The 17,361-nt window shown below is 70.8% G+C and carries 17 protein-coding genes and 1 riboswitch; of the genes, 10 read left to right on the top strand and 7 right to left on the bottom strand.

Annotated features, from left to right (window positions below; all coding sequences use genetic code 11):
• From ACH3VR_RS03070 to ACH3VR_RS03055, 4 genes are all read right to left on the bottom strand, one after another.
• On the bottom strand, positions 1-912 hold the full coding sequence (locus tag ACH3VR_RS03070; protein WP_396639277.1) for an SDR family NAD(P)-dependent oxidoreductase: 912 nt from the start codon (positions 910-912) through the stop codon (positions 1-3).
• A complete protein-coding gene (locus ACH3VR_RS03065) occupies positions 909-1,370 on the bottom strand; it encodes a MaoC family dehydratase (RefSeq protein WP_396639276.1) in 462 nt (153 codons plus the stop codon). Before ACH3VR_RS03065 ends, ACH3VR_RS03070 begins: the two co-directional genes overlap by 4 nt.
• 111 nt (positions 1,371-1,481) lie before the next feature.
• Positions 1,482-2,606, bottom strand: a complete 1,125-nt coding sequence (locus ACH3VR_RS03060) for an NDMA-dependent alcohol dehydrogenase (protein WP_396639275.1) — start codon at positions 2,604-2,606, stop codon at positions 1,482-1,484.
• Positions 2,607-2,693: 87 nt separating this feature from the next.
• Positions 2,694-4,136 (bottom strand): aldehyde dehydrogenase, encoded by a 1,443-nt coding sequence (locus ACH3VR_RS03055; RefSeq protein WP_396639274.1) that lies wholly within the window; start codon positions 4,134-4,136, stop codon positions 2,694-2,696.
• 141 nt (positions 4,137-4,277) lie between these two features.
• Between ACH3VR_RS03055 and ACH3VR_RS03050 the strand changes: the two genes are divergently transcribed.
• The 3 genes from ACH3VR_RS03050 (at position 4,278) to ACH3VR_RS03040 (ending at position 7,949) form a co-directional block, all read left to right on the top strand.
• The gene (locus ACH3VR_RS03050) at positions 4,278-4,721 is read left to right on the top strand and encodes a MarR family winged helix-turn-helix transcriptional regulator (protein ID WP_396639273.1); all 444 of its coding nucleotides are present in this window, start codon (positions 4,278-4,280) and stop codon (positions 4,719-4,721) included.
• Positions 4,722-4,830: 109 nt separating this feature from the next.
• On the top strand, positions 4,831-6,567 hold the full coding sequence (locus tag ACH3VR_RS03045; RefSeq protein ID WP_396639272.1) for a dihydroxy-acid dehydratase domain-containing protein: 1,737 nt from the start codon (positions 4,831-4,833) through the stop codon (positions 6,565-6,567).
• Entirely contained in the window at positions 6,564-7,949 is a 1,386-nt protein-coding gene (locus tag ACH3VR_RS03040; RefSeq protein WP_396639271.1) for an FAD-dependent oxidoreductase, read from the top strand. Before ACH3VR_RS03045 ends, ACH3VR_RS03040 begins: the two co-directional genes overlap by 4 nt.
• Here the strand turns inward: ACH3VR_RS03040 and ACH3VR_RS03035 are convergent.
• The 3 genes from ACH3VR_RS03035 to ACH3VR_RS03025 form a co-directional block, all read right to left on the bottom strand.
• The gene (locus tag ACH3VR_RS03035; protein ID WP_396639270.1) at positions 7,942-8,745 is read right to left on the bottom strand and encodes an IclR family transcriptional regulator domain-containing protein; all 804 of its coding nucleotides are present in this window, start codon (positions 8,743-8,745) and stop codon (positions 7,942-7,944) included. The genes ACH3VR_RS03040 and ACH3VR_RS03035 overlap by 8 nt on opposite strands.
• A 160-nt stretch (positions 8,746-8,905) precedes the next feature.
• Complete coding sequence (locus ACH3VR_RS03030) at positions 8,906-10,060, bottom strand: RNA polymerase sigma factor (RefSeq protein ID WP_396639269.1); 1,155 nt, start codon at positions 10,058-10,060, stop codon at positions 8,906-8,908.
• Positions 10,057-10,464: a YciI family protein gene (locus tag ACH3VR_RS03025; protein ID WP_396639268.1), complete on the bottom strand. Its 408-nt coding sequence runs from the start codon at positions 10,462-10,464 to the stop codon at positions 10,057-10,059. The genes ACH3VR_RS03030 and ACH3VR_RS03025 overlap by 4 nt, the downstream gene beginning before the upstream one ends.
• Positions 10,465-10,676: 212 nt before the next feature.
• On the opposite strand from ACH3VR_RS03025, the gene ACH3VR_RS03020 reads away from it, so the two are divergent.
• From ACH3VR_RS03020 to ACH3VR_RS02990, 7 genes are all read left to right on the top strand, one after another.
• The gene (locus ACH3VR_RS03020) at positions 10,677-11,045 is read left to right on the top strand and encodes a hypothetical protein (RefSeq protein WP_396639267.1); all 369 of its coding nucleotides are present in this window, start codon (positions 10,677-10,679) and stop codon (positions 11,043-11,045) included.
• A 110-nt stretch (positions 11,046-11,155) separates the two neighbouring features.
• A riboswitch (TPP riboswitch) is annotated at positions 11,156-11,264 on the top strand.
• Entirely contained in the window at positions 11,262-12,995 is a 1,734-nt protein-coding gene (gene thiC / locus ACH3VR_RS03015) for a phosphomethylpyrimidine synthase ThiC (RefSeq protein WP_396639266.1), read from the top strand. It overlaps the preceding riboswitch by 3 nt.
• A gap of 9 nt (positions 12,996-13,004) precedes the next feature.
• The gene (gene thiO / locus ACH3VR_RS03010) at positions 13,005-14,216 is read left to right on the top strand and encodes a glycine oxidase ThiO (RefSeq protein ID WP_396639265.1); all 1,212 of its coding nucleotides are present in this window, start codon (positions 13,005-13,007) and stop codon (positions 14,214-14,216) included.
• Positions 14,216-14,455, top strand: coding sequence for a sulfur carrier protein ThiS (gene thiS / locus ACH3VR_RS03005; RefSeq protein ID WP_396639264.1), 240 nt, complete (start codon positions 14,216-14,218; stop codon positions 14,453-14,455). Before thiO ends, thiS begins: the two co-directional genes overlap by 1 nt.
• A 2-nt stretch (positions 14,456-14,457) precedes the next feature.
• Positions 14,458-15,231, top strand: coding sequence for a thiazole synthase (locus tag ACH3VR_RS03000; RefSeq protein WP_396639263.1), 774 nt, complete (start codon positions 14,458-14,460; stop codon positions 15,229-15,231).
• The gene (locus ACH3VR_RS02995) at positions 15,228-16,382 is read left to right on the top strand and encodes a ThiF family adenylyltransferase (RefSeq protein ID WP_396639262.1); all 1,155 of its coding nucleotides are present in this window, start codon (positions 15,228-15,230) and stop codon (positions 16,380-16,382) included. The genes ACH3VR_RS03000 and ACH3VR_RS02995 overlap by 4 nt, the downstream gene beginning before the upstream one ends.
• Before the next feature lie 114 nt (positions 16,383-16,496).
• The gene (locus ACH3VR_RS02990; RefSeq protein ID WP_396639261.1) at positions 16,497-17,357 is read left to right on the top strand and encodes an MBL fold metallo-hydrolase; all 861 of its coding nucleotides are present in this window, start codon (positions 16,497-16,499) and stop codon (positions 17,355-17,357) included.
• The last annotated feature ends 4 nt before the right edge of the window (positions 17,358-17,361 follow it).

Here is a 17,361-nt window from a genome sequence, read left to right as displayed (position 1 = left end):
TCAGTTCACCGGAGGGCCGGAGTGCTGGGCGTCCGACACGAGCTCGGCCCGCCAGGCCTCGTCGATCTGGTCGGGCGACCAGCCGCCGTCCTGATTCAGCGTGCGCAGCACGGCGGGGTGGGCGTACAGCGTGAGCCGGTCGCCGCCGATGCCGATGGCCTGGCCAGTGACGCCGGCGGAGGCATCCGACGCGAGCCACACGATGAGGGATGCCACGTCCTCGGGAGTGCCCAGCGCGTGGTCGCGCCGGTACTCGGCCGGGATGCCCTTGCCGTCGACGTAGTCCTCGTACACCTGCGTGTAGGCGGGGATCGTCGCCGTCATGGCCGACAGCGCCGTGGGGATGACGGCGTTCGCCGTGATGCCCGCGCGGGCGAGCTCGAGCGACCACGTGCGCGCCATCGCCACGAGACCCGCCTTGGCCGTGGCGTAGTTCGTCTGGCCGAAGCTGCCGAACTGGCCGGCGGGCGACCCGATGAGGATGATGCGGCCGCCCTCGCCCTGCTCGCGCATGCGGGCCGCTGCGGCGCGGCCGGTCGTGAACGAGCCGCGCAGATGCGTCTCGACGACGAGGTCGAAGTCGTCGTCGCCCATCTTCCAGAGCACGCGGTCGCGCAGCACGCCGGCGTTCGCGACGAGCACGTCGAGGCGGCCGAACGTGTCGACGGCTGCCGCGACGAGCGCGTCGGCCGTCTCGGTCGGCCCGACCGGACCGACGACGGCGGTCGCACGGCCGCCGGAGGCCTCGATGTCGGCCACCGTCCGGGCGGCGGTCTCGGCGTCGACGTCGTTGACGACGACGGCGGCGCCCGCCTCGGCGAGCGCGAGCGCGTACGCGCGGCCGAGACTGCGGCCGGCACCCGTGACGACGGCGACGCGGCCGTCGAGGCGGACCGTCTCCGCCGCGCTCACTTGTAGTACCTCAGCACGAGCTCGGCGACGCACGCCGGCTTCTCGGAGCCCTCGACGTCGAACGTGACGGGAACCTCGATCTGCCAGCCGCCGCCGACGTCGGTGACCTTCGCGACCGTGCCGTGGGCCCGGATGCGCGCCCCCGCCGGCACCGGCGCGGGGAAGCGCACCTTGTTCATGCCGTAGTTGATGCCCATGCTCGCGCCGTTGATCTGGAAGATCTCGCGCATGAGCGGCACGACGAGGCTCAGCGTGAGCAGGCCGTGCACGATCCGCGTGCCGAAGGGGCTCGCCGCGGCATAGTCCTCGTCGAGATGGATCGGGTTGTCGTCGCCCGAGAGCCGGGCGTAGAGGTTCACCTCCTCCTGGGTCACAGGACGCCAGCTGGAAGGACCGAACTCGGTCCCCTCCAGATCGGGCAGCTCATCGACGGTCGCAGACACGATGTTCTCGGCCATCACACCTCTCTCGCTTCATTGCGGCGCGCGGCACAGGGCCTCGCGGATCTTCCCGGGTACGAATATCAGGTTACCTGAAATTGCGATCGCGCGCCATGTGCGGGAGCGAGATCAGAACAGGATGCCGCCACGGATGTTGCGACCCTCGACCATGTCGCGGTAGCCCTCGTTGATCTCGTCGAGCGAGTACATGCGCGTGATGAGCTCGTCGAGCTTCAGCTGGCCCGAGTCGTACATCTGCAGCTGCTTGAGCACGTCGGCGCGCGGGTTGGCGTGGCCGTAGATCGTGCCCTGGATGCGCTTCTGGTAGCGGGTGAGCTCCAGCGGGCTGATCGGGATGCTCGACTCGCTGTCGGGGGCGATGCCCGCGATGACGGCGACACCGGCCTTTCGGATCGCCGAGACGGCCTGCGCCACGTGCTCACCCGACACGACGCCCACCGAGACGATGACGCGGTCGGCGCCCTGCCAGTTCGTGATCGACCGGGCGAAGTCGGCGGCCTCGTCGATGGTCGCGAAAGCGTGCGTCGCGCCCAGCTCGAGGGCCGCTTCGCGCTTGAACTCGACGGGATCGACGGCGATGACGGCGACCGCTCCCGCGTGGCGGGCGCCCTGCACCGCGTTGATGCCGATGCCCCCGATGCCCATCACGATGACGACGTCGCCGGGCTGGGTCTCGGCCGCGTAGACGGCGCTCCCCCAGCCGGTGCCGACGCCGCAGCCGAGCAGCCAGAGCTTTTCGAGGTCGCCGTTCTTCGGCAGCTTGATCGCGGAGTCGACCGACACGAGCGTGTACTCCGAGAACGAGCCGACCTGGCACATCTGGCCGACCTCGGTGCCGTCGGGCAGCGCGAAGCGGTAGCTGTCCTCGTCGTCGAAGCGGTGGCCGGCGAGCAGGTAGCGCCCGCGGTCGCAGAGGTTCGTCATGCCCGTCGTGCACCAGCGGCACTTGCCGCAGCTGGGGATCCAGGTGAACACGACGGCATCGCCGACCTCCCAGCCGGGCGTGTTCGGCCCGACCGACTCGACGACGCCGGTGCCCTCGTGCCCGCAGACCATCGGCAGGTACCCCGCGACGCTGTCCCCGGTCATCATGTGGTAGTCGGAGTGGCACATCCCGGCGGCCACCATCTTGACGCGGATCTCGTTCTGTCGCGGGTCGCCGACCTCGACGTCGGCGATCTCGAACTCTCCGGGTGCTTCGCGGACGATCGCGGCGCGGGACGTGATGGGCATGGCTCTCCTTCGGGCCGGTGCTGAGCGGCGTCGCTCAGCGTCAGGGAATCGATACGGGCGTGGGGGCGGGATGCCGCGCCCCGGTGCTCAGTGGAAGATCGAGGTGCTCTCGCGGTAGTTCTCGACCGCGTCGGGGCCGAACTCCCGGCCGAGGCCGGACGTCTTGACGCCGCCGAACGGCGAGCCGAGGTCGGGCCGATAGCCGTTGAGGCCGATCGTGCCCGTGCGCACGCGACGCGCGACGGCGAGCGCCCTCTCCTCGTCGGCGCCGAAGACCGCGCCGCCCAGGCCGTAGTCGGTGGCGTTCGCGATGCGCACGGCGTCGTCGACGTCCGCGTACGGGTGGACCGTGATGGCGGGGCCGAAGATCTCCTGCTGGGCGATCTCGGTGCCGGGCGCGGCATCCGTGATGACCCGGGGGGCGAAGAAGTACCCGTCCGCCGGGGTCGGGGTGTCGCCGGCCAGCACCGTCGCGCCCTCGGCCCGCGCGCGGTCGACCATCGCCGTGACCCGGGCGAGCGCCCTCGCCGAGACGAGCGGTCCGACCTCGGTCGCCTGGTCCCTGGGGTCGCCGACGCGCAGGTCGCGGGCGAGGGCGACGAGGGCGTCGACGACCTCCTCGTAGCGGTGAGCGGGAGCGAGGATGCGGCTCAGGGCGACGCAGTTCTGCCCCGTGTTGCCGAACGAGGCGTACCGGAGGCTTGCGAGCACGGTGTCCAGGTCGGCGTCCTCGAGCAGGATGCCGGCCGACTTGCCGCCGAGCTCGAGGGTCGCGGGGATGAGCCGCTGGCCGGCGACCGACGCGATGTGGCGTCCCGCGGCGGTCGAGCCGGTGAAGGCGACCTTGTCGACGCCCGGGTGGGCGACGAGCGCCTGGCCGGTCTCGCGGCCGCCCGTCACGATGTTGATGACACCGGGCGGGAGCCCGATCGCGCGGCTCGCCTCGGCGAGGTTGAAGATGTCGAGCGGCGATTCGGCGGCCGGCTTGATGACGACGGTGCAGCCCGCGGCGAGGGCCGGCCCGAGCTTGAGCGTCGTCGAGGACTGCGGGTGGTTCCACGGCACGATGAGCGCCGCGACCCCGAGCGGCCGGCGCAGGTGCAGCGTGCTGCCGTCGCGGTCGACGTTGGCGCGCTCCTGCTCGACGAAGAGCTCGCGCGTCACCTTGGCGTAGTAGCGCAGGTGCTGTACAGGGCGGATGCCGTTCATGGCTCGTGCGATGGAGATCGGCTGGCCGATCTCGTCGGTCACGAGGTCCGCGGTTCCGGCGCCGCGCGCCTCGACCTCGTCGGCGAGGCGATCGATCCAGTCCGCGCGGTCGGCAGGGCTCATCGTCGACCACGGCCCGTGGTCGAACGCCTCCCGGGCGGCCCCGACGGCTCGATCGACGTCGGCGGGCGACGCATCGGGCGCCTGCCCCACGACGGAGCGGTCGAACGGGTTCTCGACGGTGATCACGTTCTCGGCGTCGGCCTGGACGAACTCGCCGCCGGCGAAAACGCCTTCTTGGATCTTCGTTGCTTCGGGCACATCGGGAGGCTAACACCGCCTGGCGTCAAAGTGCACGCATTGCGACTCTTTGACCGCTATGCGTACACTATTGAGGCATATGGCGCTCCTGCGGTTCGGCGAGACGGGCGCTAGCCTGATCGGGCTGGACGAAGGGGCCGGATGGAAGACACCAACTTCACCTATGTCATCAAGCAGGTGGAGCTCGCCCTCCGCCCCTACATCGAGGAGGCGTGCGCGGCCGCCGGCATGACCACGGCTCAGTACACCGCGCTCACGGTGCTCGAGAGGCGGCCGGGCATCACGAGCTCCGAGCTGGCGCGCCGATCGTTCGTGCGCGCGCAGACGATGGCGCAGACGATGGACCCCATGCTCGAGGCCGGCCTCGTGCGGCGCGAACGCGACCCCCTGCACGCGCGACGGCTGCTGCTCTACCTCACCGACAAGGGCGCGGCGGCCATCTCGCAGGCCCGTCCGGGGGTCGCCGAGCTCGAGCGGCTCATCACGACGGGATTCACGGACGAGGAGGGCGCGGCCTTCGCCGACTACCTCCGACGAGTCCGCAACACCCTGACCGACGGAAGGATCCCCGCGCCGGCAGATTGAGCCAAGGCATCGGGATGTACGCATTGCGTTCACCCGATCGCGATGCGTACGATGAGTCCGCGCGTCGGTCCGCCGTGCGCGACGACGATTCGAGCGAGACGAGACGACGATGCCCGCGCTGCGCAGCAACCTGCCCCCCACCTCCGCCCTCGGCATCGCGCGGCGCGCGCAATGGCGCTCGCTCGGCATCGCGGCCGAGGACCTCACCAAGCCGAAGATCGCGATCGTCAACACGTCGTCGGAGCTCGCCGCGTGCTACGCGCATCTCGACGAGATCGCGGACGTCCTGAAGGACGAGCTCCGCGCGCTCGGCGTGCTCCCGTTCGAGATCCGCACGACCGCGCCGAGCGATTTCGTGACGAGCGCCGGCCGAGCGGGCCGCTACATCCTGCCCAGCCGCGACCTCATCGTCGACGACATCGAGGCGGCTGTCGAGGGCGCTCAGCTCGACGCGATGATCTGCCTGAGCTCCTGCGACAAAACGACCCCCGCCCACCTCATGGCCGCGGGCCGGCTCAACCTCCCCACCGTCGTCGTGCCGTGCGGCTACCAGCACAGCGGACTGGCGGAGGGCCGTGAAGCCGACGTCGAGGAGGTCTTCCTCCTCGCTGCCAAGGCCGCCGTGACGGGCGAGCCCGTCGACGACCTCGAGGAGCTCGCCGACGACGCGATCCTGGGTCCCGGCGTCTGCGCGGGCATGGCGACCGCCAACTCGATGCACGTCCTGGCCGAGGCGCTCGGCATGGCCGTGGCGGGCGCGGCTCCCGTGCGGGCGAACAGCCCGCGCATGTGGGATTCGGTGCGCCGCTCGGCCGCCGCGATCGTGGCGCTCGTCGAACGCGACGTGCGGCCCCGCGACATCATCACCGACGGCTCGGTCCGCAACGCCGTGCGCGCCATGCTCGCGGTCGGCGGATCGATCAACACGATCAAGCACCTGCAGGCGATCGCCGTCGAGTCGGGACTCGACATCGACGTCTGGGACGAGTTCCGCACGCTCGGCGCGTCGACGCCGCTGCTCGCCTCCGTCCGCCCCAACGGCCCACGGCTCGTCGAGGAGTTCGAGGACGCCGGCGGCGCCGCGACGATGCTCCGGTCTCTCCTGCCCATCCTCGACGGCACGCGGCTCACGGTGAACGGCGGGACGCTCGCCGACGACCTCCTGGCCGCCCGCAAGCCCGACGGCGACGTCATCCGCACGCTCGACGCCCCGTTCGGGACCGACCCCGCCATCGCGGTGCTGCGCGGCAGCCTCGCCCCCGGGGGCGCGGTCGCCAAACGCCCCGTGCCCGACCCCGGTCCGCGGCGCTTCACGGGCCCGGCGCGCGTCTTCGGCAACCGCGAGGAGGCGATCGCCGGGATCTCCAGCGGGCGCCTCCGCGAGGGCGACGTCGCCGTCATCCGCGGCATCGGTGTCACGGGTGCCCCGGGACTCGGGCTCACGAGCGCGTTCATCTTCGCCCTGCACGCGCGGGGCCTCGCGCACAGCGTCGCGCTCGTGACCGACGGGCAGTTCAGCGGCCTCGTGAATCAGGGCATGACGGTCGGCGAGGTCTCACCCGAGGCAGCCGCCGACGGCCCGCTCGGACGCATCCGCGACGACGACGTCGTCGACATCGACCTGGAGACTGGGCGCCTCGACCTCCTCGTCGACCCCGCCGAGCTCGCCGCGCGCCCGCGTTTCGTGCCACCGGCCGACCGCGACACGGGCGGTGGCATGCTCGACCAGTACGAGCAGCTCGTCCAGCCGCTGGGCTGCGGCGCCGTGCTGTGCGCCCGCTCGGCGGGCCCGTGCCAGCGGGTCGCCGACGACGCGTCCCTCGAGGCATCGGCGGCGGGGCGATGAACTCCGCCACGATCCACCTGCCCGCGCGCGACGTGCCGGTCTACGGCGAGTACGACGTCGTCGTCATCGGTGGCGGCCCCTCCGGCATCATGGCCGCGACCGCCGCCTCGCGCGCCGGCCGCTCGACGCTGCTCATCGAGCGCTACGGCTTCCTCGGCGGCGCCGGCACGATGGGCGGGCTCAGCACGTTCTGCGGCCTGCACGCGCGCGTGCACGGCGAGCACCGCCTCGTCGTGCACGGCTACGCCGACGAGCTCTACGACCGTCTGGCCGCACTCGACGGGCTCAACGAGCCGCACCTGTCCGTCGAGGACCGCATCCAGGCGCAGGCCTTCGACATCTCGGCCTACAAGATCGCAGCGGACGAGCTCGTGCTCGCCGGCGGCGGCGAGATCCTGTTCCACGCATCGGTCGTCGACGTCGTGCTGGCCGACGACGCGACCATCGACGCCGTGGTCGTCGAGTCGAAGTCCGGCCGCGCGGCCGTCCGCGGGCGCTTCTTCATCGACGGCTCGGGCGACGCCGACGTCGCCGCGTGGGCCGGCGCGCCGTTCGAGCTCGCCGAGCACCTGCTGTACCCGTCGCTCATGTTCCGCATCAACGGGGTCGACCATCAGAAGGCCGGCGAAGCGTGGCGCACGATCCGCCGCGCCATGGAGGCGGCCGAGGCCGCCGGCACCCACCGGTTCCCGCGGAAGAAGCCGATCGTGCGGCCCCAGCGCAATCCGCTCGAGTGGCGCTCCAACCTCACGCAGCTCAGCAACGAGGACGGCTCCGCGATCGACGGCACCGACGTCCGCCAGCTCACGCGCGGCGAGCTGCAGGGCCGGCAGCAGGTGAAGGACACATTCGCCTTCATCCGCGAGAACACGCCCGGATTCGAGGACGCGTACGTCGTCGACATCGCCCCGCAGATCGGCATACGCGAGACGCGCCGGGTCGTCGGGCCCTACCAGCTGACCGAGGACGACGTGCTCGACGGCGTCGACTTCGACGACACGATCGGCGTCAACGGGTGGATGGTCGAGGCGCACGTCGCCGGAGACGTCGAGTTCCGCTTCCCGCGCGCTGCCGACTCGCGAGGCTTCAACCAACTCCCCTACCGCATCCTCCTGCCGCAGGGGGTCGACAACCTCCTCGTCGCGGGACGCTGCGCCTCGATGACGCAGCTCGGCCAGTCCGCGGGCCGTGTCACGGGCCCGTGCTTCGTCATGGGGCAGGCCGCGGGCATCGCCGCCGACCTCGCCCTCTCCGCCGGCACCACGGCGGCTGACGTCGACGTGACGCTGCTGCAGGCGCGCCTCGTGGCCGCGGGTGCCTACCTCGGCAACGACCTCGCGCCCGACGTGGTCACGGCGCCCCGCGCGGCCGCCGTCAGCTGACGTCCGCCGCGCGGTACAGCTGCGGATTGACCGACCGGTAGGTCTGCCCGATGCGCTGCGCCGCCTCCCGCAGAACGGGGATGATGCGCGAGACGAGGGATGCCTCGTCCTCCCGCACCGTCGTCGACGAGACCGTGAGGCCACCGACGGCGACCTTGCCCATCATGATCGGCACCGCGGCGGCGACCATCCCCGGCACGAGCTCCTCGATCGACACGTCGTAGCCGCGCGCGCGGACGATGTCGAGCCGCGCCCGCAGGGCGGGCTCGGTCGTGATCGTGCGCGGCGTGTACTCCTCGAGCTTCGCGTCGTGGAAGTACGCCGCGAGCGCGGCATCCGTCTCCACCGCCAGCAGTGCCTTCCCGATCGCCGTCGCGTGCGCGGGGAGCCTCGTCCCGACGCGCACGGCGTCGGGCACGAGGGGGCGGCTCTCCTCGACCCGGGCGACGTGGATGATCTCGCCTGCGTCGAGCACTCCGACGCTGCAGGTCTCGCCCGTCCGCTCGACCACTTCGCTCATGATCGGATACGCGACCTCGGGCAGCGATGCGGAGGCGAAGTAGCCGGCGCTCAGCTCGAGGATGCGCGGGGTGAGGCTCCACAGGCCGTTGCGGAACTGGACGTAGCCGATGTGCTCGAACGTGAGCAGGATGCGTCGCACGACCGGCCGCGGCAGCGCGACGCGCGCCGCGATGTCGGAAGCGCGCAGGGCCGCATCGCGGCCTTCGAACGCGCGCAGTACGGCGACGCCGCGCTCGATGCTCTGAACGCGGTCGCGCGATCGGTCTTCGTCCAACGATCCACCTGCCGTCCTCGTGTACGCGATGCGTCCACGCTAGCGGAGCGCGCACGCGGAAACGCGCCAGTTCAGCTGAGCGGTGTCTTCACGAAGCCGGGAACGAGCACGTTCACCGTGACTGCGCGGGCTCTCGCATGCGATCGGAAGGCGGCTGGGCTCAGTCCGCGGGGTGACCCGGGCGCAGGCGGTCCGCCTGGCGCAGAAGGTGCTGTTGTTCGAGGACGCTGGTCGCGCGCCGTGCGGCCTCCGCGTACTCGGTGGCCGCGGCATCCGTTTCCCCTGCCCGTTCGTGAAGGTAGGCGAGTGCGGCGTGGTACCGCGGCACGTCGTCGCCCACGGCGTCGAGGGCGGCGAGACCCGCGCGCGGACCGTCTGCCTCGCCGATCGCGACCGCTCGATTCAGCCGGATGACCGGCGAATCCCCGAAGCCGAGTAGCTCGTCGTACCATTCGACGATCTGCAGCCAGTCCGTCTCGGCGGCTGTCGGCGCATCGGCATGCAGGGCTGCGATCGCAGCCTGCGCCTGGTACTGCCCCAGCTGATCGCGCGCGAGCGCCGACTGCAGGATGGCGACTCCCTCCGCGATCGCATCGACATCCCAGAGGGTGCGTTCCTGCTCGATGAGCGGCACGAGTCGCCCGCCGATCACGCGGGCCGGCTGTCGCGCATGGTGCAGCAGCATGAGCGCGAGCAGCCCGGCGACCTCGGGCTCGTCGGTGAGAGCGGCGAGCTGACGCGTCACCCGGATCGCCTCGGCGGCGATGTCGATTTCGCCGGAGTAGCCCTCGTTGAACAGCAGATAGAGCACCCGCATCACGCGGGACAGGTCACCCGGCTGGTCGAGCGGGATGCCGACGAGCCGCTGCTTCGCGCGACCGATGCGCTGCGCCATCGTCGCCTCCGGCACCAGGAAGGCGTCCGCGATCTGCCGCGTCGTCAGGCCGGCGACCGCCCGCAGCGTGAGCGCGATCGCCGACGTCGAGGTGAGGACCGGATGCGTGCACAGGAAGTAGAGCCCGAGCGTGTCGTCATGCTGCGGGACGAGGCCGGGTTCGGGCTCCTCCGCGAGCCGCTCCTCCCTGGCGGCGCGCGCCGTATCGCTGCGCATCTGGTCGAGGAACGCACGCCATGCGACCGTGACGAGCCACGCTCGAATGTCGCGCACTCCGTCGATGACCGAGCGCTCGAGCGCGCGCACCAGGGCGGTCTGGACCGCATCCTCGGCCGACGCGAAGTCCGCGCCGCGCCGGACGAGGATGCCGACGACCTCGGGGATCGCGCGGCGGAGCGCCGTCGCATCCGTCGCCGTCATCCGGCGTCGGCGGGCGGCGCGCTCATGACCTCACGCAGCTCGAGCCACTCGCCCAGAGGCGTGCCACCCGCCCACGGCGCCGCCGACAGCTCGGAGGCGAGGTCGAGGGCCCGCTGGTAGGAGTCGACTTCGATGAGCATCCACCCCGCGATGAGATCCTTCGTCTCGGCGAACGGACCGTCGACGACCGGCGGGCGCCCTTCGCCATCGAAGCGGACCCAGGCGCCTCCCATCGAGAGACCCTCCGAGGAGACCAATTCGCCCGACGCGAGGAGTCGCTGCTCCATGTCCTGCATGTACTGGATGTGCGCGGCCCACTCGTCCGGCGTGAGCTGGTCCATCGGGACCTCGTTCACCGCGGGACGTCCGCCTCGATAGTGCTTGAGCATCAGATACTTGGCCATCACAGCCTCCGTTCGGTGCGGCCCATTCTGACCGCTTCGGATAGGAGACGGAACCGACCCCGGCGATCTCTACATCGGGCGGCGAAAATCTCCCGGAACGGTGACGTTGCCCACTTCCGGGCGCGCGTGGGCTGACCTCGATCGGCGCGGTACCGGTTCACCCGCCGGGGCTAGCATCGGCGGTACACCTCAGGATTGGAAGCGAGCCCGCCATGATCAACCGTCCCCTCGGCGTCACCATCGTCGCGATCATCGCCTGGCTGTCAGGCTTCTTCCAGATCATCGCGTCGATCTTCGACATCCTCGGCGGCCTCTTCATCACCTGGCCTGCGATCGTGGGCTGGATCTCGCTCGTCGTCGGCATCATCACACTCGCCGTCGGTGTCGGCCTCTGGAAGGGCAACCCGGCCGCACGGACCCTCGCGGCGCTCGTCTTCGGCCTCACGATCGTGCTCGAGATCATCTCGATCCTCGGCGCCGGAACGATCTGGAGCGCGCTGGGCGGCAGCATCCTGCCCCTCATCGGCCTCGCGATGCTCTACACCAACTCAGCGAACCGCTACTTCGCCTCGATCCGCTGACGGTCTTCGGAGCCACCTCACGCAATCCGCGTGGGGCGGGACGACTCCGCCCGCCGCCCGATTGCGGGTCGTCTTCGGACGGCGCTGCGCGCCGGGTGTTGTATGGTTTCGGATATCCACACGGGGGCCCTCGCAAGGGCTGAGATCAGGCTGACGCGGCCTGTGACCGTTCGAACCTGTCCGGGTAATGCCGGCGAAGGAAGTCGGAGTCTCTCCATGGAATCTGTCCATTCTGCGCGCCCTCTTGCACACCTGCACGACGCGGATCACGACATCCACGTGCCGGTCAGCCGGATCGATCTCCAGCCGTCGCCGGACGGCTCGGCGAACGCGCAGGTCACCGTATATCGCACCGAGGGTCCGGGCAGCGACCCGGTCCGCGGCCTCCCCCCGCTGCGCGAGCAGTGGATCACGGCCCGTGGCGACACGGAGACCTATGTCGGTCGGGAGCGGAACCTCGAGGACGACGGGCGTTCCGCGATGCGTCGCGGCGAGGCATCCGCCGATTGGCAGGGCGCGAAACGGCCCCCACGCCGCGCCCTTCCCGGTCGCACTGTCACGCAGATGCGCTACGCCCGCGACGGGGTCATCACCCCGGAGATGCGGTTCGTCGCGCTGCGCGAGAACTGCGACGTCGAGCTCGTGCGCTCGGAGGTCGCGGCGGGGCGGGCGATCATCCCGAACAACGTGAACCACCCCGAGTCCGAGCCGATGATCATCGGCAAGGCCTTCCTGGTGAAGATCAACGCCAACATCGGCAACTCCGCCGTGACGAGCTCGATCGCCGAGGAGGTCTCGAAGCTGCAGTGGGCCACCACGTGGGGTGCCGACACCGTGATGGACCTCTCGACGGGCGACGACATCCACACCACTCGTGAGTGGATCGTGCGCAACTCCCCCGTCCCGATCGGGACGGTGCCGATCTACCAGGCGCTGGAGAAAGTGAACGGGGATGCCTCCGCGCTGACCTGGGACGTGTACCGCGACACCGTCATCGAGCAGTGCGAGCAGGGCGTGGACTACATGACCGTGCATGCGGGCGTGCTGCTTCGCTACGTGCCGCTGACGGCGGAGCGGGTCACGGGGATCGTCTCCCGGGGCGGGTCGATCATGGCCGGCTGGTGTCTCGCCCATCATCGGGAGAACTTCCTCTACACGCACTTCGACGAGCTCTGCGAGATCTTCGCGCAATACGACGTCGCGTTCTCGCTGGGCGACGGGCTGCGCCCCGGGTCGATCGCCGACGCCAACGACGCGGCGCAGTTCGCAGAGCTCGACACGCTCGCCGAGCTGACCAAGCGGGCGTGGGAGTACGACGTGCAGGTCATGGTCGAGGGGCCCGGCCACGTGCCGTTCCACCTCGTGCGCGAGAACGTCGAGCGCCAGCAGGAGCTGTGCGAAGGCGCCCCGTTCTACACGCTCGGCCCCCTCGTGACCGATGTCGCACCCGGATACGACCACATCACCTCCGCCATCGGGGCGACCGAGATCGCCCGCTACGGCACGGCCATGCTCTGCTACGTGACCCCGAAGGAGCACCTCGGACTGCCGAACCGCGACGACGTCAAGACGGGCGTGATCACCTACAAGATCGCCGCACACGCCGCCGACCTCGCCAAGGGGCATCCCGGCGCGCGCCTGCGGGATGACGCGCTGTCGAAAGCGCGGTTCGAGTTCCGCTGGCGCGACCAGTTCGCATTGTCGCTCGACCCGATCACGGCGGAGGAGTTCCACGACGAGACACTGCCGGCAGAGCCGGCGAAGACGGCGCATTTCTGCTCGATGTGCGGGCCGAAGTTCTGCTCGATGCGCATCTCGCAGGACATCCGCGACCAGTTCGGCGCCACCGCCGAGCAGCAGCGCACCGCCGGCATGGCGCAGAAATCCGCGGAGTTCACCGCGTCAGGCGGGCAGGTCTACCTGCCCATGCCGACCCTCGGCCGCAGCTAGGCGCCTGCGATGGTCATGCCGCGCGGCCGCTCCGAGAGGTCGGCCGATGTCGTCGTGGTCGGGGGCGGGATCGTCGGGCTCAGCATCGCGTGGCGTGCGGCGCAGACCGGCCGGTCGGCGCTCGTGATCGACCCCTCCCCTGCACAGGGTGCGACGTTCGCCGCCGCGGGGATGCTCGCGCCGGTGAGCGAGTTCCACGCTCAGGAGGCACATCTCCTGCCGCTCATGCTCGCCTCGGCGGCACGCTATCCCGCGTTCGTGAAGGACCTCACGATGAGGGAAGCGGATGCCGGGTACCTCCGCAGCGAGACGATGCTCGTCGGCGTCGACCACGGCGACCGGCAGGCGCTCGCCGACCTGCACGCCGCGCACCGCCGGGCGGGCCTCGACACGGAACCGATCACGACCGGAGCGGCGCGCACCCGCGAACCGCTGCTGGGCCCGCGGATGACGTGCGCCTATCGCGTGGGCGGTGACCACCAGGTCGATCCCCGGATGCTGTCGGCGCGACTCGTCGAAGGGCTCGGGAGAGGAGGGTTCATCCGCGAACGCGCGATCCGGCTTCTGCACGGCGATCCCTCCGACCGGCAGTCGCGGGTCGTCGGCGTAGGACTGTCCGATGGGACGAGCATCGCCGCCGGCGAGGTCGTGCTCGCGAACGGCCTCGGTGCGGCGACGATCGGAGCACTTCCGGAACGGCTCGCACTGCCCCTGCGAGCGGTGCACGGCGACATCCTCCGGCTGAGCGTGCCCGATGCCCTGCGCCCCCTGCTCTGCACGACGGTGCGCGCACTGGTCCACGGGGAGAGCGTCTACCTCGTGCCGCGCACCGACGGCACCCTCGTCATCGGTGCGACCCAGCGCGAGGACGGCCGGGCGGCCGTCTCGGCAGGCGCCGTGCAGCGCCTCCTCCGCGACGCGCAGGAGGTGCTGCCCGCCGTCGCCGAGCTCGACCTCCTCGAGGCGATCGCGCGGGCCCGTCCCGCGACACCCGACAACGCTCCCCTCCTCGGCAGAGTGCGCGGCCGGGACGACGCCGACATCGCAGGGCTCCTCGTGGCCACCGGATTCTTCCGCCACGGCGTGCTCCTCGCCCCCATCGCCGCGGACATCGCCGTCGGCCTCATCGACGGGCATGCAGACGACCGCGGGGACGCGTTCCGCCCCGACCGATTCGCACCAGAACACGCCGCCGTGCGCGCGGCAGAGAGGACGTGGTGATGACCACGATCATCGTGAACGGCGAACCCCGCGTCGCCCGCCCAGCCGAGACCGTCGCCGACCTCATCGCGGAGCGCCTGGGCGTCCGCGTCGCGACGGACGGGACACTCCCCCGCGGAGTCACGCTGGGCATCGCGGTGGCCGTCAACGCCGTCGTCGTCCCGCGCGCCGGCTGGGACGCCGAAGAATTCGCGGACGGCGACGTGGTCGAAGTCGTCAGCGCCACTCAGGGAGGATGACGATGGACACCGACATCCTGCGCATCGACGGCGTCGACCTCACGTCGCGGCTCATCATGGGCACCGGCGGCGCCCCCAGCCACACGCTGCTCGGCGCCGCCCTCGCGGCATCCGGAACCCAGCTGACGACCGTCGCGATGCGCCGCCACACTCCGTCGACCGAAGGCTCGCTCTTCCGGCTGATCGACGACGCCGGCATCCGGCTGCTGCCCAACACAGCCGGATGCCTCACCGCCCGCGAGGCCGTGCTCACGGCGGAATTGGCGCGTGAGGCCCTCGGCACGAACTGGATCAAGCTCGAGGTGATCGCCGATGAGGAGACCCTGCTGCCCGACGGCGCTGAACTCGCCGCCGCCACCGAACAGCTCGTCGCCCGGGGATTCGTGGTCTTCGCCTATACGAACGACGACCCCGCCCTCGCCCTGCGACTCGAAGAGCTCGGAGCGGCCGCCGTCATGCCGCTCGGCGCTCCCATCGGCACCGGCCTCGGCATCCTCAACCCGTACAACATCGCGATGATCGTCGAGCGAGCCGGCGTCCCCGTCGTCCTCGACGCGGGGATCGGGACCGCGTCCGACGCCGCGTTCGCGATGGAGCTCGGCTGCGACGCCGTGCTGCTGGCGACTGCCGTGACACGCGCACAGGACCCCGTCGGCATGGCCGAGGCGTTCCGGCACGCCGTCATCGGTGGGCGCCTCGCCCACCGGTCGGGGCGCATCCCGCGGCGCTCGGGAGCGCTCGCCTCATCGAGCATGGAAGGCCGGCCCGACCTGTGACCACCACCCTGCAGCCGCTCGTCCGGCCCGGTCCCCCGCTGGATCCCGACGAGGTCGAGCGATACTCGCGGCACCTCCTGCTGCCGGAGATCGGCATCATGGGGCAGCGACGGCTGAAGAACGCGCGCGTGCTGGTGATCGGCGCCGGCGGCCTCGGCTCGCCCGTGCTCCTCTATCTCGCCGCGGCCGGCGTCGGCACGATCGGTGTCGTCGACGACGACCGGGTCGAGCCGAGCAATCTGCAGCGGCAGATCGTCCACGGCGTCGAGGACATCTGGCGGCTCAAAGTCGACTCGGCTCGCGACTCCCTGGCGTCGATCAACCCGCTCGTCCACGTCGAGACCCATCCGATCCGGCTCACCGTCGACAACGCGATCGCCCTCTTCGGGCAGTACGACCTCGTCATCGACGGCGCCGACAACTTCGCCACCCGCTACCTCGTCTCCGACACGGCCGCCGTGACCGGCAAGCCCTGCGTGTGGGGCTCCATCCTCCGATTCGGCGCGCAGGTCAGCGTCTTCTGGAGCGGCCACGGACCGACTTATCGCGACCTCTACCCCGACGCGCCACCGCCCGAGTCGGCCCCATCCTGCGGGGAGGCGGGAGTGCTCGGGATGCTGTGCGGCGTCGCCGGATCGATGATGGCCGCCGAAGCCGTCAAGCTCATCACGGGAGCAGGCCGGTCGCTGCTCGGACGGCTCTCGATCTTCGATCTCGCCGACGCCACCTGGCGGGAACTGACCGTCTTGCCCGACCCCGCGCGACGCCTCGTCGCCCCTTCGGATGGACAGGAGGATTCGTGCGTCGTCGCCCCTCACGATCCCGACGAGATCAGCGTGCCGGAACTGTGCGAGGCGCTCCACGACCGCAGTGCCGGGTCGAGGTCGTTCGCGCTCATCGATGTCCGAGAGCCCTACGAGCATGCGAGTGCGCGCATTCCGGGCTCGCTGTCCGAGCCGCTCAGCCGACTTCGTACCGCCGGAATCGCCCTCGACACCCCGCGGGAGAGGCTTCTCGTCGTCTATTGCAAGGTCGGGCCGCGCGCCCGCGCCGCCGCGGAGATCCTCCGCGCGGCGGGGCATCCCGACGTCCGAGTGCTCACCGGCGGATTCGACGAGTGGCAAGCCCGGACAGGCGACCCGTCGGTCTGAATGCTTGCGGGCGGCACGGATGCTCGGTCATGCTCCTGGGGTGGCGTATGTCGATGGGTGCCAGGCGACCGGGCATGGGGCCGCGGTCGTCGCCGGCTTGAATCGGGCGCTCTGATGCTGACTCGGATCGCGGACGGCGTGAGCGTGCATACCAGCGAATGTCTCGAGACCAACTCGATCGTCGTGGATGACGGGGCGGCTGCGCTGGTCATCGACCCCGGCCTCACCAATGCCGAGCTGATCGATCTTGCGGCGAATGTGCGCGCGCTGGGCCTCGAAGTCGTCGCCGGATTCGCGACGCATCCGGACTGGGACCACGCGCTCTGGCACCCGAGCCTCGGCGAGGCGCCCCGCTACGGCACCGCTCGGGCCGCCGCCGTCCTTGACGCTCTGCGAGGCGACCCCGACTGGCGGGCACACGTAACGGAAGGCCTGCCGCCCGAGATCGCGCACGATGTGCCGTTGGACCTGTTCGGCATGTTGATCGGCCTGCCCGCGGGCGCGAGCACGGTGCCCTGGGATGGTCCGCTCACCCGAATCCTCGAGCACCAGGGCCACGCGCAGGGCCACGCGGCCCTGCTCATCGAGGAGCGTCGCGTGCTCGTAGCGGGCGACATGCTGTCCGATGTGCTCGTGCCGATGCCGGACCTGGACGGCGATGCGCCTGACCCCTTGCAGGACTACCTCGACGGGCTGCAGCTCCTCGAACAGGCCGCACTCGACGCCGACTTCGTGGTGCCCGGGCACGGCTCCCCCGGCGATGCCGGCGAACTCCGGGCACGGATCGTCGCAGATCGGGCTTACGTTGAAGGACTGCGCGACGGAGGGATGATTTCCGACCCCCGTATCACCGAACCGAAAGCGGGATGGGAGTGGGTGCTGTACGTCCACGAGGGAAATGTCGAACGCGCCGCCCGGGCGCGGAGTGACCGAAGGAAGGGGCCTGACTCGGCGCCCTCCGGAGCGAATGGCTGAGGAG

Source organism: Microbacterium alkaliflavum (assembly GCF_044325405.1).
In the GTDB taxonomy this organism is placed as follows: Bacteria; Actinomycetota; Actinomycetes; order Actinomycetales; family Microbacteriaceae; genus Microbacterium; species Microbacterium alkaliflavum.
This window is presented reverse-complemented; position numbering and strand designations above follow the sequence as displayed.